The sequence below is a fragment of the Saccharopolyspora elongata genome, assembly GCF_004348985.1.
Lineage (GTDB): Bacteria > Actinomycetota > Actinomycetes > Mycobacteriales > Pseudonocardiaceae > Saccharopolyspora > Saccharopolyspora elongata.
Map to the genome: position 1 here is coordinate 24,717 of NZ_SMKW01000047.1, position 22,169 is coordinate 46,885.

The following is a 22,169-nucleotide window of genomic DNA, read 5'->3' on the forward strand; positions in this document are numbered from 1 at the left end:
ATGGTCGACGATATCGAAAACACCCGTCGCGGTCCGCGGATCGCGTTCGTGACCGGCGCACGCCCGGCCAACCATGCGACCACCTGGTTCAAACAGGCGCGCAACCGGCGGTGACCGCCCCTCTCGGCCGATACAGCACTGCGGCTCTTCGGTAATACGCAGTCTGCGTATTACCAAGATCAGCGAGCCCTGAACGGACCGCCGGCTCCGGCACTGCGCGCCTGCACGCGCTCCCGCACCGAGAGTTTTCGGCTTCATCCGCGTCGCGGAAGGTTGATCAACGAAGCGGACACGGGCTGCGATGCACGCGCCGCCACGCACCCGGGACATCGCTGATCAACACCGGCCTCGCTCGGGCAAGCTACCGCCACCCCTCTAACCGCCGAACGTATTTCGGCGGTTAGAGATCCGCGACCAAACCAATCGATCGACACAGAGGAATACCATGACCGCTACTCAACGCCGCTGGTTGACCCAGGATGCTTACGACCGGCTGAGGGACGAGCTCGTAGAACTGCTCGCCCACCGTTCCGCTGGTTCTGAACGTGGCGATGGCACGGTCGACAGCGAGTCCGACCAGTTCGTGGATGAGGGGCGTCGGCGCGCCCGCATCCGCCAGATCCAGGGGTTGCTGTACAACGCGGTGGTCGGTCAAGCACCACCGGACGACGGGATCGCCGAGCCCGGCATGGTCCTCACCGTCCGCTTCGACGACGGCGAGACCGAAACGTTCCTGCTCGGTGCGCGTGATGGAGCCGACCTCGACGGGCTTGCGGTCTACTCGCCCGAGTCACCCCTCGGGGCCGCCCTGTCTGGGGCCAGACAGGGCGAGCAACGGACGTACAGCGTTCCCAACGGTGGGACGGTGCAAGTAACGCTCCTGCGGGCGGTACCCCACGGGCACCACCGTCCGTAGACCGCTGGGTGCGCAGGTGTCGCGGTCAGTACCGTTTTTTAGCGTTGCTTAAAAGAACTGGACCTCGACCGGTGGCCGCGTGTTACGTTGCGGAAGTCCAGCTGATTCTCTTTGTTCCGCCTTGCCCTGGAAGAGGTGTTTTTGTGCCCCGGACCGCGCCGAGCGCGCCTCGCCGCACCGCGTAGCCGTCCCCGATGCAGTGACGCCACGGCGTCCTACCGGGACGGAATCCCGGTGCCTTACTCCAACCCGTAGGCTCCGCAACGGAATGCGGGTGTTCCGAGGCCGCTCGGCCTGCTCTTGCTGTCATCTCGTACCTCTCAGCAAGGAGCATCCGGGTGTCCGGCAACGACATCTCTCACCACCAGAGCACCATCAACACCTTCACCTGCGTACGGTGCGGACTGACCGTATCGGCCCTGGTCCCTGACGGCGGCCGGCGCAATCACTGTCCGGCCTGCCTGCACTCACGGCACGTCATCGACCAGGTCGAGGGCGGCCCGTCCGACTGCGGCTCGCGGATGAGCCCGATCTCCATCGCGGTGCTGCGCACCGGCGACTGGATGCTCATCCACCGCTGCGTGCGCTGCGACGAGCTCACCTCGAACCCGGTGTGCGCGGACGACAACCAGCTCATCCTGATGCGCATGGCCGTGCGCCCGCTGGCGCAGCCTCCGTTCCCACTCGAAGCGTTCGGCACGCTCTGAACGCTCGCTACGGAAAGGAGAGTTCAGCCATGCCACGCCGCACACAACCGAGCGGTCGCGGGCAGCGAAGCCGTCCGCAGCGGCACAAGGACGTGCTGCACAGCAATGGCGGTCACCGGGCGCATGACTTCCGGTGCGTGGGCTGCCGGCTCGACGTATCCCTCGTCGCGCCCGGTACCGCGCACCGCAACCATTGCCCGCACTGCCTGGTCAGCCAGCACGTCGACCACCGCATTCCGGGCGATCGCGCGGCCGACTGCCGCGGGCGCATGGAGGCCCTGAGCCTGACCGTCCGCGCGGACGGCGAATGGATGATCATCCACGAGTGCCTGTCCTGCGCCGAGCTCAGTGCCAACCGCATCGCCGGTGACGACAACGCGCTCGCCCTGATACGCCTGGCTCTCAGGCCGCTTCAGGACAGCCGTGCCACGGCCAGCACCCTGCTCGCCGCACTGTGACACCGCGACCGCGAACCATGTAGTGCCGGGGCGGATGCCCCCGCCCCGGCACCTACTACTCGCCCACCCCCTTTCGTGCTCGCCTCGGAAGAGGGTGGGCGAACTATCGAGGAACCACCTTGTCTTCCGTCATGCCCGAGATCCGCACCATCGCCGACGAGGCCGAGCTCGCCCAGTGGCACAACGGGTGCGGGTTCCGTCCGGTTGGGTGTGGCGGTGGCGAGGCTGGCCCGGACCCGATGGTCCACCAACCGGGCCGCGTTCTCGTCCCAGCCAGCCGCCGCATGTGGGTCCTTCGGTGTGGTCGTCCTCCGCGAGCTGGACCAGACGTCGGTTCCGGGGGTCCGAACCTTCCGCTTCGATCTGAATCGTTGGTGAACCCAATTTGAATCGGCATCGTACCCCTCTATCTATTGCGTACCGCGCCGGAAAATGGCGTGCTGGTAATTGCCAGCACTGCGGACAGAGCGCCGACCGCGATGTACCTGGGGCAGTTATGACCGACAAGCCGGGAACCAGTAAGGCGATGGATCTTATCTCGGCCATTGTGGCGGGCGATGCAGAGATCCAGGACGGCACCGCTGAACTCAAGGAGGAAGGAATATCTTTTCCGGAAGAAGCCCCTTACCACGCTGAAGGGAGAGTCGAACAGGGACAGGTCGAGGCTGTGTCCCACGAGTGTGCGGTCATGACTGTCGGCCATGAGGGCCTTTACCTCGTCTCGGCCCGACACGGGGGTGCACGGCCACTCGATCGGGTTGCTGTCAGCGAGGAAGCCTTCGAGAATTGTTGGCGGAGTCTCTACTCGCCGCGAGGCAACTGGGTGTTCGACGTGAGATCATCTAAGGCTCGGTTCGCGTCGCGCTGCGCCGCAGGAGGTGACGCGAGGATGGTCACCGGAGAATTGTGGATCGCGCGGGTCACGCCCCCGGAGAACGGTGAAATGAGGGAACTGCTCGCGCGTGCCCGGGGGCTTGACGTGTGGGAGCGGCGCGCCGACATGCTGATCGTGGCGGCTGACGAGCTGGTGCTGGCCGAGTTGGAGCGTCGTGGGATCGGTCACGTCGAGCGATTGCTCCCGCTAGCCGAGTTCGAGGAGCGTGCCCGACACCGAGCGGAGGGCGCGGAAGGAGAAGGCTCGACATGAGTATCATCGCGAGTATCCGGGCGCGCGACGGGATCGCGTCGCTGCACCGACTTTTAGCCAGCTCGGCCGGCCTGGACGTCTGGGAAGTGAAGCCGGACCACCTCGTTGTCCAGGCCACTGAGGCACAAGCGGACCGGATCCAGCAGATGGGTTACGTCGTCGAGCAACTGCAGACAACGGAGCGCTATCTGTCGTCGTTCGGTGCACAGCTGACTACCGGCTACCACTCCGCGGAGTCGCTCGAGACGGACATGCGCCAGCTCGCCGAACGTCACCCTGAGATCGCGGAGGTGCACGAGATCGGCCGCAGCGTGGAGAACCGCCCGATCCTGGCGCTTCGGATCGGCGAGCGGAGCGACAGCACGCTGAAGATGCTTTTCCTCGGCTGTCACCACGCTCGGGAGTGGATCGCCGTTGAGATCCCGTACCTGCTCGCCGAGCACCTGTTGGAGAACGCCTCATCCTCCTCGGCCGTGCAATCGTGGCTCCGAAAGGGGGAAGTCTGGGTCGTTCCGATGGTGAACCCGGACGGCCACGAGCACACGCGTACGAGCAACCGGTTGTGGCGGAAGAACCGCGCCCGGAATCGAGACGGAACCGTCGGGGTCGACCCGAACCGGAACTACGGCTACATGTGGGGCACGCTAGACATCGACACTTCCAGTCATGTACCGGGAGACGAGACCTACGTCGGCACGAGAGCGTTTTCCGAGCCGGAGGTGCGGGCGGTCCGTAACCTGGTCGGACGCGAATTGTTCTCCGGCGTACTTACCTACCACAGCTACTCACAGCTGATCCTCTTCCCATGGGGCTACACCACCGACCCCATCAACGACACGGCGAGCCGGCAGCTCATGGAGGACGTCGCCGGCGACATGCAAAACGCGATTAACGGGGTCCACGGAGAAAAGTACACCGTCACTCAATCGTCCGGCCTCTATCCCACCGCGGGAGACACGACCGATTGGACCTACGGAGAATTCTACGTGCCCTCTCTGACCGTCGAGCTCCGTCCGCAGACACACGCGGAAGGTGGGTTTATCCTTCCGCCGGACCAAATTCGGCCGACCTGGGAAGAGAACGAGCCCGCGGCTCTGAGCTTCATCGGCCGAGTGTTCGGCAACTAGGCATTCTCGGCGCACAGGCGAGGAAACGACCTGGTGAGCGACGAGAACGAATCGCGCGGCGCGAGCAGCAGAATCCCTGGCAAGGTGCCGACTGATCGAACTAGCGGCGCCCCACCTGGATGCCTGGTCCGGCCACCGTAACCGGACCAAAGATCACGGAGGGATAATGCGATGTCAAAACTGGAGCCTCGTCTGCAGGCGGCAATCGAGCAGAGCCGTTCCCGCGCCGTGGCGTTGGGACAGTCGGCCGAGCGGGTGAACCAGCACGAGGCGTTCACCGTCACCGTGTTGCACCAAGAGAGTGTGCTCGCCACCGAGGCACCCAACGACCGTTTGGGCGGACTGGAGGACCTCAAGCGGCGCGCCGAGGCGAGCGAACAGCCGGTGATCTCGTTGCTGCGGGAAATAGGCGTAGAGGTGCGCACGGTCCACACCCTGGCCAACGCGGTGACGGCGCGCCTAACCCCACAGCAGATGGAAAGGGTCGCTGAGTTAGACGAAGTAAAGCGCCTGACCCTCGAGGCACCCGACCAGGTCACCTGCATGAACGAGAGTCCCCTCACGATCGAGGTGCCGCAAGCCTGGGAGGACTTCGACGCCCAGGGGCGGGGCATCAAGGTCGCGGTCCTCGACTCGGGAGTCGACGCGAACCACCCGGCGCTCGCCGGCAAGGTTGTGGACAACGTGAGCACCGCCGGGGAGGGCACCGACATCCCCGGCGAACACGGGACGCACGTCGCCGGGACGATCGCGAGCAATGACCCCGTGTTCCGCGGGGTGGCCTTCCATAGCGAGATCATCAATATCAAGGTGCTTACCTCGACGGGCTTCGGCGAACCCCAGTTCGTCATCGATGGCCTCGAGCAGGCGGTGCGGCGCGGGGCACACGTCGCGAACCTCAGCCTCGGATGGAGCGAGCCCTTTCACAGCTGGGTGTGCGACGACGCCGATTGCATCCTGTGCCGCGCCGCCGACAACGCGTCGAGGCTGGGCGTAACGGTGGTGGTCGCGGCCGGGAACGAAGACAGCTTTGCTTCGGACGGGCAGTCCAACATTCGACACCCCGGGGCGGCGCGCAACGTCATCACGGTGGGCGCGATCGACAAGGCCAAGATGCTGGCCGACTTCTCGAGTACGGGTCCCTCGAGCGGCCGGCTCAGTCCTGGATCGGGGATCCGGCTTACCAAACCGGACCTGGCCGCTCCCGGGGTGTCGATCACGTCCGCCATCCTGAATGGCACGTTCGCACCCCTGAGCGGCACGTCGATGGCCAGCCCGCACGTGGCCGGAGTCGCAGCTCTGATCAGCGAGGCGGACCCGGCCCTTCTGCCCAGGATGATCAAGAAGCTGCTCGAGGACACCTCGGAGCCGCTGCCCTTCGGACCGAATCAGGTCGGCTACGGCTCGGTCAACGCCTACGCGGCCCTGTTGAGGACGCGCATGAAGTAGCGACGTGAGCGCGCGTACTGCGGGAAGAGCACTGGGGGTCGCCGTCTCGACGAAAATCGGGCGGCCCCACCAGTCTCGCTAGGTTCGCTTTGCACGTTGCCGTGGCTCGGGTTCGTCCCCGATGACGTGGCGTCGGCACCGCGAGCGGCGGTGGCACGGCTGGCCGAGCACCTGCAGGTCGACCCGGATCTACGGGCGGCGGGCGAAGACGCGGACGGATCATCTGCGGCGGGTGAACTCGATTATGGAGAGATGGGTACAAACGTGCCGGCGCGAGCTCAAGGCAGGGGCGTTCAGGATGAGCCGTCGCTGCCGCAACCAGGCTCCATCCGCAGCCTGGACACGATCCGGTAGTCGACGTGAACCTCGCGGTATGTGACGCCCGCGAGAACGGGGTCTGGGAGGTGGGTGCGCTCGCTGCCGGACACCGACTCCTCGCCGGGATGGCCTGTGAACTCGACCTGGGTGTCCGGCACTTCGTGAAAGCGCATCTCCCGCGCGTACACCATGCTGGTGAACGTCACCTCCGCTGCTCCATCGACTGTCACTGGTTCACATCCCGTCCAGTCGGCCTGGGCCGCTTGGGAGGCTCCCGCCGTGGCCCGCCTGACGCCCAGCGTTCGGTGGGTGTGCTGGCCTGGGCGCCACGTCTGGCTTTTCCCCCTGCTCGCTCCCGTGGGCGTTGACCGCCCTTGGTGGGACGGCTCGTGTCCTCGTCACCGACGGCTTCCCCGACATCTTCGACCGCTTGGTCCACAGTTCGTCCGACCTGTTCGACGGCGCCTCTGGTGGTTTCACCCACCTCTTCGACGGTCTCGCCGACGTCTTCTACCGCTTCACCCGCACCGCGCCCGACGTCCTTGACGGCCTCACCTGTACCTCCCCCGACCTCTTCGACCGCCTCACCCGCACCGCGCCCGACCTGCTTGACCGCCTCACCAGCTCCCGCACCGATACCCTTGGCCGCCGACTCCACGCCCCGGGTCACGTGTTCGAGGATTTGCGGGTTGCGGTCGATCGTCTTCAGCACTCGGTCCAGGATCGCGGCGACGTTGTCGAGGCGAACCTTCAACAGCGCCTGCGCCTCGACGCCCTTGATCTCGAGCGCTACGCGCCCCAGTGCCGCGTCCACCCCGACATTGAGCTTGAGCAGGTCCAGGACCTCGGCTTGCAGGGACACCCGGGCGCGGAGATCCTCGACCTCGAGGCTGATCTCGTCCACTTTCAGGACAGGGACGTCCAGGAAAACATCCGGCGGCTCGTTCGCCTCGCCGCCCAGCTCGAGTTCGTCGTAGCTCTGCTGTTCGTCGGTGTCGCCATCCTCCGGCTCGACCTCGAACCGGTCCGCGCCGGCTTCTTCCGATGCACCCTCGGACATGTCTCCCACACCCCTGAAATGTCCTGGAGGTTCGTGACGCCGTGCCGCCAAGGTAAACCCGCAACGTCGCGGGCACCGGGCAACGAGCGACCGGAAATCTGCCGGTAGCCGACCGTGAGTCGGCTGGGCCGCCATCGCTGCCACACGACTCACGGCCCGTTTCGCCACCGCGGATCCAGGGTTGGTGCGGCTGAACCGCCCCTATTTGTGCTGCAGCCCTGGCTCAGGGGCATGTCGACGTTGAATCCGGACCCGCTCTCGGTTCCTGGGCGCATGTGGTCGTGCGGCGCGTGTGGATATGGACGCCTCCGCGTGCTCGGCCGTGGGCGAGGTCGGCGGCGCGCAGACAGCAGCGCACCCACATGTTGAGTTGCATTTCCTTGGCCAGCCGCGCTCGTGCGTAGAGCAGATTCACCAGCCGGGTGCTGGGGCGCGCCCAGGCTTCGATCTCGAATCGAACCGCCTCTTCCTCCGGCCAGGCGCGGAACTCGATCTGCCCGGCTTCGAGGTGCCCCCGCAGCGTCACCATCCGAAACGAAGTGTTCTCGCAGGCCACAACCCGGACCGGCGCGTTCCACGGCCCCGGCATCCGGACCACGAGCTCGTCACCGACCCGCAGGCCACCTTCCCTACCTCGGGTTCGTTGCACCGTCGCGACCTCGCGCGGGAAGGCTCGGTTGAGATCAGTCATGACCACCGCCATCAACGTGGGGGCGTCGAGGTCGCCGGCCTCGATCCGCACGCTGAAGGTGCGGTGGAACAGCTGGCCGGTCCCATCACCGACCAGCTGGCAGCGCTCGTCGATGAGGTCATCGGACAACGCAGGGGGCAGGTCCGACTCATCTCCGCACTCCTCGCTCCGGTGCAGCGGCGTGATCTGCCACAGGTAGCGCCACGAGATCAAGGCCATGCCAAGCAGCAAACGCGCCACCGCGAGCGCGCGGCGGACGAAAGAACCCTTGGACGCCACAACGGCACTCCTTTCGCGTGGATTGCCCGGGCCGGGCATGCTCGTGTCATGCCCCGAAACGCCAGCGATGACACGGGGAGGACCAGTGGTCGTTCGGACACTGCACCAGGTCGGGCTGCGCAGCACCCATCTGCAGGTGCTGTCGCTGGGGTCGGTTCTGCTGTGCTTGGGCCTGTGGGTCAGGGCCAAGACCGTCGACGAGGAACAGCGCGGCAACGCCGAGCGCCGAGCCCTGTTCACCGGTTTGTGGCCACCAACGCTGTGGTTGATTGGTGCTTCACTGCACGAACTCGAACGAAGTCGCGATGCGCGCTCGACTGCTCCGCGGCGTTGACTACGTCTCAGCTCTGGGGAACTTGCGGCACCGCCAGGTGAATTTCACCGCTGAGCAAGTCCAACCGCCGGAATGGCACTTCGACACCTACCGCCAATACCTCGCGCGCGAACGACCAGGCCCGCCGGAGCCCGGCGGCGCCTGGGAGATCGCCTGCCGACTCGTCCGGGACTACGAGTTCTCGGTGCCTGCGATCGTCCGTGCCGTCTACGACGGCCGCGACCCCCTGCTGGGGCGGGACCTGCTCCTCGAAGGGCGCTTCCACGGGTTGCGCTTCTACATGGGCGTGCGTGTGACCCATGTGGTCGACGAGACGCGTGGCGGCTCGCAGCAGGTGTGGGGCTGGGCTTACGCGACGCTCGAAGGCCACCTCGAGCGCGGCAGGATGAGCTACGAACTCGTCAAGGACCTGGAGTCCGGCAAGGTCGAGTTCGTGATCACCGGCTTCTCGCAACGCTCGCCCGCCCTGGGCCCGATCACCCGGCTGGGCTGGTCGCTGTTCGGCCGCCGCACCCAGCTGCGCTTCTACCGCCAGTGCGGCGCACGCCTGCGCAGGCTGGTGCAAGACCGCCTCACAGGTGCCACCGCAGCGGCGACCGTCCTGCACGATGGAGACCTGGTGCTTGCGCCCTCCGGCATCCACCCCACCGTCGGCGATCTGCTCACCGTGCGGTGGCACCATCCGGGTATCCGAGGTGCTCTCCACGGAGATGGCAAGTGAAGGCGTACAGCAATCAGATCCCGCTTCCGCATTCGCTACCCCGTTGGAGGCCGGAACGCTGCCCTTGCCGAATACCTCATCCGGCTTGGTGGGGTCCGGTGCATGGGATGTCGAGCGCGGCCGGTCGAGCCGACGCTTCCGCGCGGCTGGTGATCTTGGGGGCATGATGATCGACCCGTGCTGCTGCGACCGGCCTACCTGCCACCAGCGTCAAAGGCGCCGAGATCGACCGGTGGTACCGGTCTGATCCACGTACCCGATCTGCACGACCCGTCGGTAGCCAGCGTGCCGATGGACGGCTGCATCATCGCCCACCCGTACGGTTCCGACGAGGTGCTGACCGAGCTGCTGCACCGGGGAATCCCGGTGGTCACCATCGAGGAGGACCCGGAACGGCCCGAGTTCACCTGGGCGGTCCGGCTCGACTACACCACCGCGGTCTCAGCCCTGCTGGACCACCTCCGCGATCAAGGCGCACGCGATGTCGTGCTGCTCACCGGAACCGAGGACAACGCGTGGAACCGGCGCACCCGGGAGACCTACCTCGCCTGGAGCCAACGGAACGGCCGTGCAGCGCGCACCGACCTGCTCAGCGAAGGTCTCAACACCGATGACGCGGCGGCGGTGTTCCGCCCGCTCCTCGCGAGTTCCGAACGGCCCGACGCGGTGGTAGTCGCCACCAGCGACTTCGCCGCGATCGCCGCAGAGGTCGCCGCGGCCCAGAAACTCCGGGTGCCGCACGACCTGATGATCGCCTCCCTGACCGACTCCGAGCATTCGCGGGTCTCCGCTCCGCCGATCACCGCGATGGACCTCAAGCACGAAGGACTCGCGAAGCGCGCCGTCGAGCTCATGCTCGCCAGGCTCGCCGGCGCCGAGACACCTGCCGAAGCCGCCGTCCTCTCCCCCACCCTGCGTCTTCGTCAGTCGACGCAGCGAAGGCCCCGAGATGCCCGCCCGCGGCGCTGATCCGGTCAAGCCAAGCCGATCACCTTGGGAACGAAGAGGATCGCGACGTAGTAGGCCATGAACTGCACGCCCGCGTGCATTCCGTACAGGCGGTTGGCAACGCCGGCGACCATCGCGATCAGCAGCGTGGCCACTACGCCGAAGGCGCCGCCTTCATACCAGGAGATCACCACGATCAGGCCGGCGAAGGCACCGATCAGCGCTTCGTGGCTGACTTTCCGCATGACCCACAGGCTTGCCGCACGGGCGAAGTTCATGCTCAACGGGTAGGCCACGATCGCGGCGAGCGCCACGCCGACCAGGCCGGTCGGTTGTTGAGGCCTGGATGAGGCGCCACTCCGTGCCCGCTGCGGAGGGCTGCCAGAACGCCGATCGCGGCGCACCGGCGGACCCGCGCGCTGAGGCTGCCACGCGTCACAGCCATCCCGGCGCCCGTCACCTAGCTCCGAATTCGGATTTACATATCCGCCAATGTTCTTAGTTGTCAACCAGAACAAAACGACTGTTGCCGTCTTAGTCGAACGCTGCTTTACTTCAGGCAGGACCGGAGCCCGATCGACCCTCGCGTCGATCCAACTCGTCGTGGGCGCGGCATCGAGATCAGCCAACCCGAGGATCGCCGTTTCCACGGTGTCGTTCAGGAGGACCCGGCATTGGCCGTTCAGCACAACCCGCATGTCACCACCACCGGAGGCACCCGCGCGCGGCAGCAACGCCGCGCCTGGGCTGGTGGTCGCACTGCTGGGAAGAGAACTGCCGTCTGCACTACCGGCGCGCCCGTGCATCGGCGATGTGGGCCGGCACCCCAGCCGCCACCGGCAGTGGTCGGCGGATCAGCTGCTCACCGGCTAGCAGCTGATGACCCGGTCGGAGATCGACAACAGCACCGACGAGAAGAGGAGAACCGCCGTGGAACTCGAACTCATCCGAGGTGGCGTCCGCGAACTGAACAGGACAAGAACCGGCAAGCCGTACACGCGGTTCGAGGTGCGTCCCTCCACACCGGTGATCGGCGCAGAACTCCGAGGAGTTGATCTCGCTGCCGAGCTCGATGGCGAACTACGCGCCGAACTGCGGCGAGCCTTGCTGGAGTTCAAGGTGATCTTCTTCCGCGACCAGGAGATCACCTCGACGCGCCAACTCGAGATCGCCCGCATCTGGGGCGAGCCGGAGGCGAACCCGTTCTTCCCCACCGGCGACGAGGTCAACATCTCCCGGCTGGCCAAGGACGGCCAGATGTTCGGAATGGAGAACGTCTGGCATTCAGACCACTCGTTCCTGGCCAAGCCGGCCCGCGGCGCCGTCTTGCGCGCAGCGGAAGTGCCCGCCAACGCGGGGGACACGATGTGGGCCGACATGGCGGCCGCGTACGACAACCTCCCGGAAGACGTGCGGACCCTCATCCACGGGCTGGAAGCAGAGCACGACTGGATCTCCACCTGGGGCCGGATCCTCCCGGACGACAAGCGGGATGCGCTCCGCGAGGAGCTTCCGACGGTCGTGCACCCGGTGGTCAAGGTCCATCCCGAAACAGGTCGCCGCACCCTCTACGTGAACGAGCCGTTCACCGTCAGCATCCTGGGAATACCCGAGGCCGAGGGGCAAGCCCTCCTGGAGTACCTGCGCCTCCAGGCGCGAGTACCCGAGTACCAGGTGAGGTTCCGGTGGGCACCTGGTTCGGTTGCGATCTGGGACAACTGGGCCGTCCAGCACTACGCGATCAACGACTACTACCCGAGCCGCAGGGTCATGGAGAGAGTGGCGATTGCGGGTGACGGCTGGGACTGATCACCCCTCCGATCACCGAGAGGTCCGGAACATACGGCGTCTGACGCCGATTTCCCGTTGGACGCTACGAGCATCCCGCCTCCGGCAAGTCACACCGGAAGCACGTCGTTGCTTCGGCAGACCACGAAGTCCGCCACGCCTCTGGCGGACAGCCGTCCCGAAAGGTAGCGCGATGACCCCAAAACCCGATTCGACCGGGTTCTTCCGCCATGCCGACTCACACCGCCACCGCACAGCCTTGATCCTCTCCGATGACACCGAGATCAGCTATGGCGCACTGCTCGATCGGGTGCACCGGATCTCTCGCGTCCTCCGGCAGGAGGGCCTGCGGCGTGGCGACGGCGTGGCCGCCGTGCTGCCCAACGTTCCCGACTACCTCGCACTCCAATTGGCCGCCGACCAGCTCGGCCTCTACTTCACACCGGTCAACCGGCACCTGACGGCAGGGAAGGTCGGCTACGTCCTGAGCGACTCCGGCGCCGCCGTCGTGGTCACGGCCCCGAGGTTCGCCGGGGTAACGGCAGAAGCGGCCGATCTCGCCGGAATGGCAGGGGAAACTCGTCTGTGCTTCGGCCCCGCCACGGGGTTCATCGACCTCGACGCACGGGCTTCGGCCAGTCCGCCCACCGCACCCGAGGAACGCAGCGCGGGTGCTGTCCAGTTCTACAGCTCGGGCACCACCGGCAAACCCAAGGGGATCAAGCGGCCTCTGCCGGATGGAGCCCCGGAGAACGTCTACGCGCAGATCGTGCGCAACCGGAGCGAGCAGTTCGGACTGCGCGTCGGGGACGAAGTTTCCCTGGCCGTCGCCCCGCTGTACCACTCGGCCCCGAACATGACCGCGATCTCCTCGCTCCACATGGGACACGTGGTCGTGCTGGCCGAACGGTTCGACGCCGAGAAGACGCTGCAGCTCATCGAGAAGCACGGGGTCACCACCGGGTTCGTGGTGCCGACCATGTTCCACCGCATGCTCGCGCTTCCGGAGGAGGTCCGGCGCTCGTACGACCTTTCGTCCCTGCGCGTCCTCACCCATTCCGGAGCGTCCTGCCCGATCGAGGTCAAACAGGCCGTGCTGGACTGGCTCGGCCCGGTCCTCTACGAGTACTACGGCGCCACCGAGACCGGTGCAGCCGTTCTCTGCACACCTCAAGAATGGCGCGAACACCCCGGGACGGTCGGACGTGTGGTTCCGGGGTACGACGTGAAGATCCTCGACGAACACGGCGAAGAGCAACCTCCCGGGGCCGCTGGCGAGATCTACATCAAGGGCGGTCCCTCGTTCGCCTACCGCGGCAAGGAGGCCGAGACCGCGCACCAATGGCGGGGCGAGCATTTCGCACCCGGCGACGTGGGATATTTCGACGACGCCGGTTGGCTGTACATGTGCGACCGGCGCACCGACCTGATCATCTCCGGCGGCGTCAACATCTACCCCGCCGAGATCGAAGCCGTCCTGCTCAGCCACCCCGCGGTCGCCGATGCCGGGGTGATCGGCATCCCGGATCCCGAATGGGGGCATCGCGTGGTGGCGGTCGTCGAGCCCAAGGACGACGCGGGACGAACGCGGCTCGCGGCGGAGTTGGTTGATCACTGCAGGAAGCACCTGGCGGGCTTCAAGAACCCCGGCCGCATCGAATTCGCCCCGCTGCCGCGCACTCCCACCGGCAAGCTCAGCCGATCCCGCCTGCGCGAGGCGTACCTGGCCAATGCCGCCGGGTCCACCGCGACCCCGCCGGACTCGTGACCGAAATCGCGAAACCGGTGTTCGAATCCGAAGACGCCAAGGAAGGTGCCCGTCCCTTCGCCGAGAAGCGGGCACCGATCTGGACTGGAAGGTGAACTGACGTGACCGAAGCACGAGGACCGCTCGCGGGTATCCGGGTCCTGGAACTCGGCGGGATCGGGCCGGGCCCGTTCTGCGGCATGATGCTCGGCGACATGGGCGCCGACGTCATCCGCATCGACCGCCCCGGCAGCCCGGCCCACCCCGTGCTGCAGCGCAACCGCCGTTCGCTGGCGATCAACCTCAAAGACCCGCAGGGTGCTGCGGCGGTGCGAAAACTGGCCGCGACCTGCGACGCCGTGCTGGAAGGCTTCCGCCCCGGCGTGGCCGAACGCCTCGGACTCGGCCCCGACGACCTGCTGGCGGTCAACCCGGCGCTGGTCTACGGGCGCATGACCGGCTGGGGCCAGGACGGGCCGCTGGCCCAGATGCCCGGGCACGACATCAACTACATCGCCATCGCCGGAGCCTTGCACGCCATCGGCGGGCCCGAGGACCCGGTGCCGCCGCTGAACCTCATCGGAGACTTCGGCGGCGGCGGAATGCTGTTGGCCTACGGGCTGGCCTGCGCGATGCTGCGGGCGAAGATCAGCGGAACCGGTCAGGTCGTCGACGCCGCCATGGTGGACGGCACCGCCGCCCTGCTAGCCATGACCTACGGGTTCCTCGGCGCCGGCGCCTGGCAAGACCGCCGAGCCGTGAACCGGCTCGACGGCGGCGCACCGTACTACCGCGTCTACCGCTGCGCCGATGGCAAGCACATGGCCGTCGGCTGCGTCGAACCCCAGTTCTTCGCCGCGTTCCTGCAGATCCTCGGACTCAGCGACGACCCGGACTTCGCCGCCCAGAACGACGAAGCAGCCTGGCCGACCATGCATCGCCGGTTGGAGGAGATCTTCACCGCCAAGCCCCGTGACGAGTGGGCGGAACTGTTCACCGGGACCGACGCCTGCACCACACCGGTGCTGTCCCTGCACGAAGCCCCCGAACATCCGCACAACGCCGTCCGCAGCACCTACCGAACCGCCGACGGCATCGTGCAGCCCATGCCCGCACCTCGCTTCGGCACCACACCATCCGCCGTGCCTCGCCCGGCACCGCAACCCGGCCAGAACACCCGCAAGGTGCTCGCCGATGCGGGACTCCCCGACCACGAGATCGAAAACCTGATCAACACCGGCGTGGCGACCGAGGTTTGAGGCCCGCGACCATGACGGCGGGGTGCGCGAGTGCGGCGAACCGTGCTCGCGCACCCGTCCCGGTCGCCAGATCACCTGGCCGGTTCCCGCAGCCGAATGCGAATCGCCGGGGTCGCCCCGGGCGCGTCGAGCCCCGCGGCTGAACCGCGCGCACAGCGCTGGCGCCGGAGTTCAGATCTCCGCGCGCAAGATCGCGCTGGCGACGGCCGTGAGGTTGGCGTAGAACCCCGGACGGCGGACGAGGCTCTGGTTCGAGTTCAGGTGGTTGATCACGTTGATCGCCGCTCTGACCAGTGCACGTGCGGTGGCGGAGGAGAGTTCCGGCCGGCTGGCCATCAGCAGCGAAACCCATTCCTGCACGTACTCGAGCTGGTTGCGCCGGCTCTCCGGCAACGTGCCCACCTCGGTGACCAGGACCGAGACCAGGTACGGCTGCGACCTGCAGAGGGCGATGTAGGACTCCACAACGCGGTCGAGCGCTGCGGCCTCGGTCGCGCTCGAACTCAACGCGGCGTGCAGATCCAGCCAGAGCGCGTGGCTCGCTCGCGCCAGCACCGCCACGAGGATGTCGGCCTTGTTGGCGAAGTGGGTGTAGAGGCTGGGACCGCTGACGTCCGCCGCAGCCCCGATGTCGGCCAGGCTGGTGTTCTGGAACCCGCGCTCACCGAACAACCGCACGGCTGCCGCTAGCAGCTTCTCCCGTTTGGACGCCGGCTTGAACCCGCGCGCGGGCGACTTCTCCGCGGCCGAACCGGGTCGGAGTTCCACACCGGCGGCGGCGCGGCACCCGGCCAGCAGGCAATTGCCGTAATCCTTGGTCGACAGGCCTCTGATGTGACCGCTGGTGCTGGCCAGAACCGACTGCATCGCACAGGCCAGCAGCACCGCGTCGTCCTCGGTGAGTTCCGGCCTGTCCTTCCGGAGAGCATCGCGGTAGATCCGGTTCACCCGGCGCGACCGAACGGCCAGCTGCTTGCGGTCCGACTCGGAGAGGTGCCGAGCTTCCCTGGACCACAGCACACCGATGGTCGGCATTTCAGCCGCGGTCCTCGCCCGCTCCTGCAGGATTCCGTCCAGCGAACCAGAGTCGCCGCTCGCCGCGTCGAGCCGGTCGAAGAAGTTCAGCAGGGTCGCGTTGAGCAGCTCGTCCTTGCCCTTGAAGTGCCGGTACAGAGCGCCGGCGGTGATACCCACCTCGCTCGCGATCCGGTTCATGGTCACGTTGTGGAACCCGTGCTCGGCGAAGAGCAGACCGGCGGTCCACAAGATCTGCTGCTTCCGGTCCCGCGGGCGCTGGCGAGCACCACCGTGCGAGCCATCCCGCTCCACAGCCACCGCGTCCTGCCCCACAGGTCAATCCTCCACGTGCGCATGACTAAGGTGACGACGGCCGTCGTCACCTTAGCCACTCTACACTCTAAGTAAATGTAAATTAACCAGACACGCAGTTCCAGGTGGGCAACCTCCGGAAGGGCACGTCAGCGGCTGATCCGCGCAAGCGACGACGAGACATGAACTCGCTTGCCATTTTTGTAAATCTCAAATAAAAGATTGATCACATCGGCGACGTTTCGCAGGAAGACGTGCGATCCGCCCATCACGCACTGGTTGTTCCAGGCGGCCAACGCGGCCAAGTGGAACAGCGGAGCGACGTGCAGGGCTCGACCTCCGCGCCGGGAGCTCTGATGTCTTGACATTTACTTCTACCCAGGAACCATGGGCAAGTCAACACTTTAGTTCGCCATCAGACTGACTTCACGTTCACTTCAGGGCCTCGCCAAGGTGCGTCTCCTGGTCTAGCCTGAACCGGCGTTCACCCAAAGTTCCACAGCGGGAGGAGAGCAGCGCACATGCAACGCGACGTGTTCACCGAGGACCACGAAGCGGTCCGGGAGACCATCCGGGCACGCGGTCGGGCGCAAGCTCGACAAGATCGGCATGCTCGCCTCCGACACCGCCGAACTCTCGTTCACCGACGTCGAGGTGCCCGTGGAGAACCTCCTCGGCGAGGAAGGCAATGCCTTCTACTACCTGTCCGACAACCTGGTGCAAGAACGCCTGATCATCGCCATCGGCGCCTGCGCCAGCGAGATCGAGGCAGCCCAAGCGATGGTCGACCGGGCCATGAACCTCCACGACAAGGACGAGCTGACCGCCGCCGACGCCGCCAAGCTGAAGCTCTTCGGCACCGAGATGGCCGGCCGCGTCATCGACAAGTGCCTCCAACTGCACGGCGACTACGGCTACATGCGGGATTACCCGATCGCCCGGCTCTACGCGGACACCCGCGTCTCGCGGATCTACGGCGGCACCAACGAAGTCCAGAAGACCGTGATCGCCAAATCCCTCGGCCTGCAGTCCACCCTCCGAGCGGGGGCCGGCTCTGCTCGGCGCGCGAGACGGCTTGCAACGCGCCGTGAGATGGCCCCCGCCGGGACAGGTTCGAGGCTGCCGGTCAGCTCTTCCGCTTGCGGATCAGCACCTCCTGGACGACCGATGCGACCAGCTCGCCGTTCTGGGTGAAGAACTGACCGCGTGTCAGACCGCGGGAAGACGCGTAGCTCGGACTGTCCATTGTGAACAACAACCAGGTATCGGCTCGGAAGGGACGGTGAAACCACACGGCATGGTCCAACGACGCCATCCTGGGCGCGACAGGCGCGTCGCGGAAGGGCAGGTACGCGGTGGACGCCAATCGCACGTCCGAGGTGTAGGTCAGCGCGCAGGCGTGCACCAGCGGGTCGTCGGGAAGTTCACCGACCACGCGCACCCACATCTTCTGCTGCGGCCCCTGCCCGGTATCGAAGTCCTGGCGCGAGTCGGCAATCCGCCGGGTCTCCAACGCTCCCTGGAAGATCTGCCGCTCCGCCTCGTCCTCGGCGCTCCTTCCGGCGGCCGGACTGCCCGGCTGCGGCACCTCGGGCATGTCGACCTGGTGCTCCTCGCTGTCCTCGGACCGCTGGAACGAAGCGGACAGGCTGAAGATCGTCTCGCCGTCCTGCACGGCGACGACCCGGCGGGTGGTGAAGGAAGCGCCTTCACGAGTGCGATCCACTTGGTAGACGATCGGCCGATCAGTCCTTCCAGGACGGATGAAATACCCGTGCAGGGAATGCACTGCGCGCTCGACCGGCACCGTCGACCCCGCTGCGATCAGCGACTGCGCCGCCACGTGTCCACCGAACGCCGTCAACGGGGCGCCCGGGTGACAAGTGCCCCGGTACAGGTTCTCCTCAACCCGTTCCAGCTCGATCAGCTTGGTGAACGGCGCCGCAGCATCAAGATCAGAAGTCATACATCTACCTTATCCGTCGTTTACTTAGTATCCTAAGACCACGTTCCTCTTGCCGTGTTGATCACATTTCACCGATCGGTGATCGATCTACAGCTGATCCTCTACTTACGTTTCACGTCGCGGACCCGCTGCGACCGCCGTCAGAGACCTTCCCGAATGAGAGCAGGCCGCCCCTGGCCGAGCTCGACATCTCCATCGACACAAGGACGAAGAACATGATCGCATCCGAGGTCCGCGCACTGGACTTCAACGGATACTTGAATCTCATCGCGCGCTTCACCGACGAGGAGCTGATCCCGCGGGAGCAGGAGATGGTCACGCGCGGCGAGGTACCACCCGACGTGGTCGGACGCATGGCCGAGCTCGGCCTGTTCGGTATCACGCTGCCCCGCGAGCACGGCGGGCTCGGCTGGAACGTCGAACAGCAGGTCCGGCTGACCCTGGAATTCACCCGCGCATCCTGCGTCTACCGATCGCGGTTCTCCACGACCATCGGACTGGCCAGCCAGATCATCCTCGACCACGGCACCACCGAACAACGCGATCGCTACCTGGCGGCGATGGCCGCCGGCGAATGCGTCACCGCGTTCGCGCTCACCGAGCCCGACGCCGGTTCCGACGCCGCCGCCGTCGGTACCCGCGCGATCCGCGACGGCGAACACTACGTGCTCGACGGGGAGAAGCGGTACATCACCAATGCCGCATGGGCCGACCTCCTCATGGTCTTCGCGCGAACCGACCCCGACTCCCCCGGCGGAGCCGGGCTGTCGGCGTTCCTCGTCGATCCGTCCGCGCCCGGCGTGGACATCCGAGTGCCGCCCCGGATGAACGGCCACGAGACCGGACCGGTCGCCGAGATCACCCTCGCCGAGGTGCGGGTGCCGGTCGCGAACCTCATCGGAGGGAAACCCGGCAACGGTCTGCGCCTCGCGCTGCGAGGGATCAACCACGCCCGAACCCACGTCGCCGCCACCGCGGTCGGCCAAGCCACACGGCTGCTGAACGACGCCGCGGTCCACGCCTCCCGCCGCCACCAGTTCGGCCGCCCCTTGGCCGACATCGGCACCGTCGAAGCCATGCTCGGCACCAGCTACGCCGAACTTCAGGCCGGCCGCGCCCTGGTCCTCGACACCGCCCGCGCCTTTGACACCGGCCCCATCCCGCGCCACCAGATCGCCGCGGCGAAGTACTTCTGCACGGAGATGGCCGGCCGCATCGCCGACCGCGCTGTCCAGGTCCTCGGCGGCGAGGGCATCGTCGGCGACCACGCGATTCCCCGGATGTGGCGCGACGTACGCGCGCTCCGCATCTACGAAGGAGCGTCACAAGTGCACGAGCACAACCTCGGCAGGTACGTCGCAGAAAGCGTCTCGTAGCGATCCTCGTTCTTCAGAGCCAATCGATGCTTTGGCGGCTGGTTCCGACCGCAGCGAGGGCTGCGCTAGCGGAAGGTGCTGCTGCCAGGCGTGACCAGGCTGGCACGGCTGGTCGGTTCGTGCCAGGAGGCAGCGGTTGTGGGGACGCTGCACCGGCTGCTCGACGACGACCAGGGCGCCGCCTTGGGCGAGCTGCTAGAAGTCCCGGAGGGGAACCGGAATTCGCAGCTGGACCAGCTGCGTCGGCCGCCGACGCGGGTGTCGGGTCCGGCGATGGTCGACGCACTCCAGCCCGCTTCGGAGATCCCGGGACTGAGGTTCGCCGAGGTCGACACCGAGGTGGTGCCGCCTCGACGACTGGCCGAGCGCCTTTGAACGGTACGGTGCGTATCGCATCAAGGAGCATGGTTTAGCGCGGCTCATGACCCCAAACGGTACGGAACGTTGCGTATCGACCTTGAGCATGGTTGTATGTGCGCATGACCGATGCCGCCACGCGTCACGCGAGCCGCGCTCGTAGCCCTGAGCTGACGGACCGGATCCTCGCCGCAGCGGAGCGCGCATTGCGATTCGACGGGTTCACCGGATTGAAGGTGGAGCACGTCGCTGCAAGCGTCGGATGCAGCAAAACTGCGATCTACCGGCGCTGGGCCACGAAGGAAGAACTCGCAGCAGCAGTACTCCTCAAAGATGCGGATCTCGGCACGCTTCCAGACACCGGAACGCTCGCCGGCGACCTCGCCATCCACATGCGACAGAGTGGCACCTACCGTCGTTTCGAGACCCCCGTCGACGGTCCGCGGAATCTCTGGGCCTTGCTCGTCGAGCCTGATGTGCGCAGGATCGTTGACTCGGCATTCCTCTCGGACCGCCGCGAGCAAGGCCGCACCATCGTCGCGCGCGCCGTGCAACGAGGCGAAATCCCACCCGAGACCGATGCCGACATGATCCTCGACATGATCGCCGGGTTCTCGTTCTACCGGTCAGCGATCCGAGACCAGGAGCTCACGGAGACGGACATGCGGCAGATCGCTGAATCGGTCGCCGCCTCTCCGCCCTTGCGCGTGCACCAGTAGTCGCACTTTTCGCTCGTCACACATTCACCCGTATGGGCCCCATCGTGCTGCCCAAACGCCATCCCCGGCTGAAATGCGCCCAGAGCCGACGTTGGCTGGGCGTGATTCCTGAGAAAGAGAACTCATCTATGTCGCAGCATCCAATGGCGGATACCAGCGCGACGTCTGCCGCCCCGCTCAAGACAAAGGTCGCCACCGTGGTCGGCTTCCTTCTGTTCGTCGAGTTCAGCAGCGGATTCCTACAGGGCTACTACGGTCCTCTGTTCGGTGAGATGATCCCGCACTGGGGCATCACGGACGCCAACATCACGTGGTTCGTGACAGTGCAAACTCTCGCCGCCGGCGTCAGCGTGCCCGTGCTGGCGAAGCTCGGCGACATCTACGGGCACCGCCGCATTCTGCGAATCAGCGTCATCGCCGTGGCCATCGGCGCCGCGCTTGTGGCGCTATCGCCGAGCTTCGAGATCGCGCTTGTCGGCCGTGTGCTCTGCGGCCCGCTCGCGGTCTGGTTGCCGCTGGAGATCGGCATCGCGCACAGCCGCCTCGTCGGTGACACCTCCCGCCGGGCGATCGGCATGCTTGTCGCGTGCCTAACGCTCGGTGCCGTCGTCGGTTCGCTCGCCGCAGGTCAAGCCGGACACATCTCCAACCTTACCGTTGTCTTGCTGCTTCCCGTCATCATGCTCGTTCTGCGCGACCATGTTCATCGTCGGCCTGCTCGTCATGCCCGTGCTGCGCCGGCACCGCCCCACCACGACCGAGATCTCAGCCGTCGACGCCTGACCTCGCGACCGAATCCATGCCCCACAAGAAGGAGAACCCGATGTCACGCGCAGCGCGGCTCCCACAGGTGCCCACGCACCACGGCCGCTACCGCATCATCGGCTGCTCGCTCTGGGACGGCACCGGGGAGGGCATCCTCGACGACGCCGAACTCATTGTCGACGACGGCAGAATCGAATACGCCGGTTCGCGACGAGCCGATCTCGAGTGGCATACCGCCCCCACGATCGACCTCGATGGTGCGTACGTGCTGCCCGGGTTCATCGACACGCACGTGCATCTCCGCATTCCTCACGAAGAAGCGCCGCAGGCGTTGCTCGCACGGTTCGCTTCTCACATGAGTCTCCGCGCTGCGACGACCATCAAGGACACTTTGAATGCGGGTATCACGACCGCTCGCGACCTCGGCGGGCTCGATGCCGGATATCGCAATGCCATCGCCGAAGGCACCATCGACGGCCCGCGCCTCCACCTCGCCGTGAGTGTGATCTCCCCGACCGGAGGTCACGTCGACATGCATCTACCGAACGGGGCGAGAGTGGGCAGGGAGGACGCGAGCATCGCCAAGATCGCCGACACCGACGATGAAATCCGGCGAGCAGTGCGGGAGCTCATCCGTTCCGAGGCAGACGTCATCAAGATCTGCACCACCGGTGGGGTCTCGAGCCCATCCGATACACCGCACGACCT

The 22,169-nt window shown here is 66.3% G+C and carries 25 protein-coding genes and 1 pseudogene; 19 read left to right on the forward strand and 7 right to left on the reverse strand.

Going from position 1 to position 22,169, the window contains the following annotated elements:
- Positions 1 to 445 precede the first annotated feature (445 nt).
- The 6 genes from E1288_RS29385 (at position 446) to E1288_RS29410 (ending at position 5,804) form a co-directional block, all read left to right on the forward strand.
- On the forward strand, positions 446 to 916 hold the full coding sequence (locus E1288_RS29385; RefSeq protein WP_132490702.1) for a GreA/GreB family elongation factor: 471 nt from the start codon (positions 446 to 448) through the stop codon (positions 914 to 916).
- Between the two features lie 338 nt (positions 917 to 1,254).
- Positions 1,255 to 1,623, forward strand: a complete 369-nt coding sequence (locus E1288_RS29390) for an RNHCP domain-containing protein (RefSeq protein ID WP_132490705.1) — start codon at positions 1,255 to 1,257, stop codon at positions 1,621 to 1,623.
- 29 nt (positions 1,624 to 1,652) lie between these two features.
- Positions 1,653 to 2,081, forward strand: a complete 429-nt coding sequence (locus E1288_RS29395) for an RNHCP domain-containing protein (RefSeq protein WP_132490708.1) — start codon at positions 1,653 to 1,655, stop codon at positions 2,079 to 2,081.
- A gap of 496 nt (positions 2,082 to 2,577) precedes the next feature.
- Positions 2,578 to 3,228: a hypothetical protein gene (locus tag E1288_RS29400; RefSeq protein WP_132490711.1), complete on the forward strand. Its 651-nt coding sequence runs from the start codon at positions 2,578 to 2,580 to the stop codon at positions 3,226 to 3,228.
- Positions 3,225 to 4,355: a M14 family metallopeptidase gene (locus E1288_RS29405; protein WP_132490714.1), complete on the forward strand. Its 1,131-nt coding sequence runs from the start codon at positions 3,225 to 3,227 to the stop codon at positions 4,353 to 4,355. The genes E1288_RS29400 and E1288_RS29405 overlap by 4 nt, the downstream gene beginning before the upstream one ends.
- 171 nt (positions 4,356 to 4,526) lie before the next feature.
- Complete coding sequence (locus E1288_RS29410; RefSeq protein WP_132490716.1) at positions 4,527 to 5,804, forward strand: S8 family peptidase; 1,278 nt, start codon at positions 4,527 to 4,529, stop codon at positions 5,802 to 5,804.
- A gap of 293 nt (positions 5,805 to 6,097) precedes the next feature.
- On the opposite strand, the gene E1288_RS29420 is transcribed toward E1288_RS29410, so the two are convergent.
- From E1288_RS29420 to E1288_RS29430, 3 genes are all read right to left on the reverse strand, one after another.
- The gene (locus tag E1288_RS29420) at positions 6,098 to 6,328 is read right to left on the reverse strand and encodes a hypothetical protein (protein WP_235883871.1); all 231 of its coding nucleotides are present in this window, start codon (positions 6,326 to 6,328) and stop codon (positions 6,098 to 6,100) included.
- Positions 6,329 to 6,348: 20 nt separating this feature from the next.
- Positions 6,349 to 7,233, reverse strand: coding sequence for a hypothetical protein (locus E1288_RS48185; protein WP_207954615.1), 885 nt, complete (start codon positions 7,231 to 7,233; stop codon positions 6,349 to 6,351).
- 172 nt (positions 7,234 to 7,405) lie between these two features.
- A complete protein-coding gene (locus E1288_RS29430) occupies positions 7,406 to 8,152 on the reverse strand; it encodes a DUF1990 family protein (protein ID WP_235883872.1) in 747 nt (248 codons plus the stop codon).
- Between the two features lie 85 nt (positions 8,153 to 8,237).
- On the opposite strand from E1288_RS29430, the gene E1288_RS29435 reads away from it, so the two are divergent.
- From E1288_RS29435 to E1288_RS29445, 3 genes are all read left to right on the forward strand, one after another.
- Positions 8,238 to 8,486 (forward strand): hypothetical protein, encoded by a 249-nt coding sequence (locus E1288_RS29435; protein ID WP_132490720.1) that lies wholly within the window; start codon positions 8,238 to 8,240, stop codon positions 8,484 to 8,486.
- 37 nt (positions 8,487 to 8,523) lie between these two features.
- On the forward strand, positions 8,524 to 9,207 hold the full coding sequence (locus tag E1288_RS29440) for a DUF1990 family protein (RefSeq protein ID WP_328592501.1): 684 nt from the start codon (positions 8,524 to 8,526) through the stop codon (positions 9,205 to 9,207).
- 177 nt (positions 9,208 to 9,384) lie between these two features.
- Positions 9,385 to 10,176, forward strand: coding sequence for a LacI family DNA-binding transcriptional regulator (locus tag E1288_RS29445; RefSeq protein ID WP_235883873.1), 792 nt, complete (start codon positions 9,385 to 9,387; stop codon positions 10,174 to 10,176).
- Positions 10,177 to 10,181: 5 nt separating this feature from the next.
- On the opposite strand, the gene E1288_RS29450 is transcribed toward E1288_RS29445, so the two are convergent.
- Complete coding sequence (locus E1288_RS29450) at positions 10,182 to 10,853, reverse strand: hypothetical protein (RefSeq protein ID WP_132490723.1); 672 nt, start codon at positions 10,851 to 10,853, stop codon at positions 10,182 to 10,184.
- Here E1288_RS29450 and E1288_RS47220 point away from each other — a divergent pair.
- From E1288_RS47220 to E1288_RS29470, 4 genes are all read left to right on the forward strand, one after another.
- A complete protein-coding gene (locus E1288_RS47220) occupies positions 10,852 to 11,028 on the forward strand; it encodes a hypothetical protein (RefSeq protein WP_165968307.1) in 177 nt (58 codons plus the stop codon). The two genes, E1288_RS29450 and E1288_RS47220, sit on opposite strands and share 2 nt — an antisense overlap.
- A 6-nt stretch (positions 11,029 to 11,034) precedes the next feature.
- A complete protein-coding gene (locus E1288_RS29455; protein WP_132490725.1) occupies positions 11,035 to 11,964 on the forward strand; it encodes a TauD/TfdA dioxygenase family protein in 930 nt (309 codons plus the stop codon).
- 172 nt (positions 11,965 to 12,136) lie between these two features.
- Entirely contained in the window at positions 12,137 to 13,711 is a 1,575-nt protein-coding gene (locus E1288_RS29460) for an AMP-binding protein (RefSeq protein ID WP_132490727.1), read from the forward strand.
- 101 nt (positions 13,712 to 13,812) lie between these two features.
- Entirely contained in the window at positions 13,813 to 14,949 is a 1,137-nt protein-coding gene (locus tag E1288_RS29470) for a CaiB/BaiF CoA transferase family protein (RefSeq protein WP_132490729.1), read from the forward strand.
- A gap of 171 nt (positions 14,950 to 15,120) precedes the next feature.
- On the opposite strand, the gene E1288_RS29475 is transcribed toward E1288_RS29470, so the two are convergent.
- The gene (locus E1288_RS29475) at positions 15,121 to 16,299 is read right to left on the reverse strand and encodes a TetR/AcrR family transcriptional regulator (protein WP_132490731.1); all 1,179 of its coding nucleotides are present in this window, start codon (positions 16,297 to 16,299) and stop codon (positions 15,121 to 15,123) included.
- A 128-nt stretch (positions 16,300 to 16,427) separates the two neighbouring features.
- Entirely contained in the window at positions 16,428 to 16,583 is a 156-nt protein-coding gene (locus E1288_RS29480; RefSeq protein ID WP_165968300.1) for a hypothetical protein, read from the reverse strand.
- A 304-nt stretch (positions 16,584 to 16,887) separates the two neighbouring features.
- Here E1288_RS29480 and E1288_RS29485 point away from each other — a divergent pair, with 304 nt between their 5' ends.
- Positions 16,888 to 17,472 carry an acyl-CoA dehydrogenase family protein gene (locus E1288_RS29485; protein ID WP_207954617.1) on the forward strand — a complete coding sequence of 195 codons (585 nt, stop codon included), beginning with the start codon at positions 16,888 to 16,890 and terminating at the stop codon, positions 17,470 to 17,472.
- Here the strand turns inward: E1288_RS29485 and E1288_RS29490 are convergent.
- On the reverse strand, positions 17,405 to 18,244 hold the full coding sequence (locus tag E1288_RS29490; protein ID WP_132490736.1) for an acyl-CoA thioesterase: 840 nt from the start codon (positions 18,242 to 18,244) through the stop codon (positions 17,405 to 17,407). The two genes, E1288_RS29485 and E1288_RS29490, sit on opposite strands and share 68 nt — an antisense overlap.
- Before the next feature lie 215 nt (positions 18,245 to 18,459).
- Between E1288_RS29490 and E1288_RS29495 the strand changes: the two genes are divergently transcribed.
- The 5 genes and pseudogenes from E1288_RS29495 to E1288_RS50475 all read left to right on the forward strand — a co-directional run.
- On the forward strand, positions 18,460 to 19,620 hold the full coding sequence (locus E1288_RS29495) for an acyl-CoA dehydrogenase family protein (protein ID WP_132490739.1): 1,161 nt from the start codon (positions 18,460 to 18,462) through the stop codon (positions 19,618 to 19,620).
- 90 nt (positions 19,621 to 19,710) lie between these two features.
- Positions 19,711 to 19,995 (forward strand): hypothetical protein, encoded by a 285-nt coding sequence (locus tag E1288_RS29500; RefSeq protein ID WP_132490742.1) that lies wholly within the window; start codon positions 19,711 to 19,713, stop codon positions 19,993 to 19,995.
- A 104-nt stretch (positions 19,996 to 20,099) separates the two neighbouring features.
- Positions 20,100 to 20,696, forward strand: a complete 597-nt coding sequence (locus E1288_RS29505) for a TetR/AcrR family transcriptional regulator (protein WP_132490745.1) — start codon at positions 20,100 to 20,102, stop codon at positions 20,694 to 20,696.
- Positions 20,697 to 20,728: 32 nt separating this feature from the next.
- A complete protein-coding gene (locus E1288_RS48190; RefSeq protein WP_132490748.1) occupies positions 20,729 to 21,820 on the forward strand; it encodes an MFS transporter in 1,092 nt (363 codons plus the stop codon).
- Positions 21,754 to 22,161: pseudogene (locus E1288_RS50475) on the forward strand (amidohydrolase family protein); the annotation flags it as partial. The gene E1288_RS48190 and the pseudogene E1288_RS50475, both read left to right, overlap by 67 nt.
- Between the last annotated feature and the right edge of the window lie 8 nt (positions 22,162 to 22,169).

Excerpts from the sequence above, each read along its gene's own strand:
- E1288_RS29385 (WP_132490702.1), top strand. The coding sequence starts at position 446 with ATGACCGCTACTCAACGCCGCTGGTTGACCCAGGATGCTTACGACCGG.
- E1288_RS29395 (WP_132490708.1), top strand. The coding sequence starts at position 1,653 with ATGCCACGCCGCACACAACCGAGCGGTCGCGGGCAGCGAAGCCGTCCG.
- E1288_RS29400 (WP_132490711.1), top strand. The coding sequence starts at position 2,578 with ATGACCGACAAGCCGGGAACCAGTAAGGCGATGGATCTTATCTCGGCC.
- E1288_RS29405 (WP_132490714.1), top strand. The coding sequence starts at position 3,225 with ATGAGTATCATCGCGAGTATCCGGGCGCGCGACGGGATCGCGTCGCTG.
- E1288_RS29410 (WP_132490716.1), top strand. The coding sequence starts at position 4,527 with ATGTCAAAACTGGAGCCTCGTCTGCAGGCGGCAATCGAGCAGAGCCGT.
- E1288_RS47220 (WP_165968307.1), top strand. The coding sequence starts at position 10,852 with ATGTCACCACCACCGGAGGCACCCGCGCGCGGCAGCAACGCCGCGCCT.
- E1288_RS29450 (WP_132490723.1), bottom strand. The coding sequence starts at position 10,853 with ATGCGGGTTGTGCTGAACGGCCAATGCCGGGTCCTCCTGAACGACACC.
- E1288_RS29455 (WP_132490725.1), top strand. The coding sequence starts at position 11,035 with ATGACCCGGTCGGAGATCGACAACAGCACCGACGAGAAGAGGAGAACC.
- E1288_RS29460 (WP_132490727.1), top strand. The coding sequence starts at position 12,137 with ATGACCCCAAAACCCGATTCGACCGGGTTCTTCCGCCATGCCGACTCA.
- E1288_RS29485 (WP_207954617.1), top strand. The coding sequence starts at position 16,888 with ATGCTCGCCTCCGACACCGCCGAACTCTCGTTCACCGACGTCGAGGTG.
- E1288_RS29490 (WP_132490736.1), bottom strand. The coding sequence starts at position 18,244 with ATGACTTCTGATCTTGATGCTGCGGCGCCGTTCACCAAGCTGATCGAG.
- E1288_RS29495 (WP_132490739.1), top strand. The coding sequence starts at position 18,460 with ATGATCGCATCCGAGGTCCGCGCACTGGACTTCAACGGATACTTGAAT.
- E1288_RS29505 (WP_132490745.1), top strand. The coding sequence starts at position 20,100 with ATGACCGATGCCGCCACGCGTCACGCGAGCCGCGCTCGTAGCCCTGAG.
- E1288_RS48190 (WP_132490748.1), top strand. The coding sequence starts at position 20,729 with ATGGGCCCCATCGTGCTGCCCAAACGCCATCCCCGGCTGAAATGCGCC.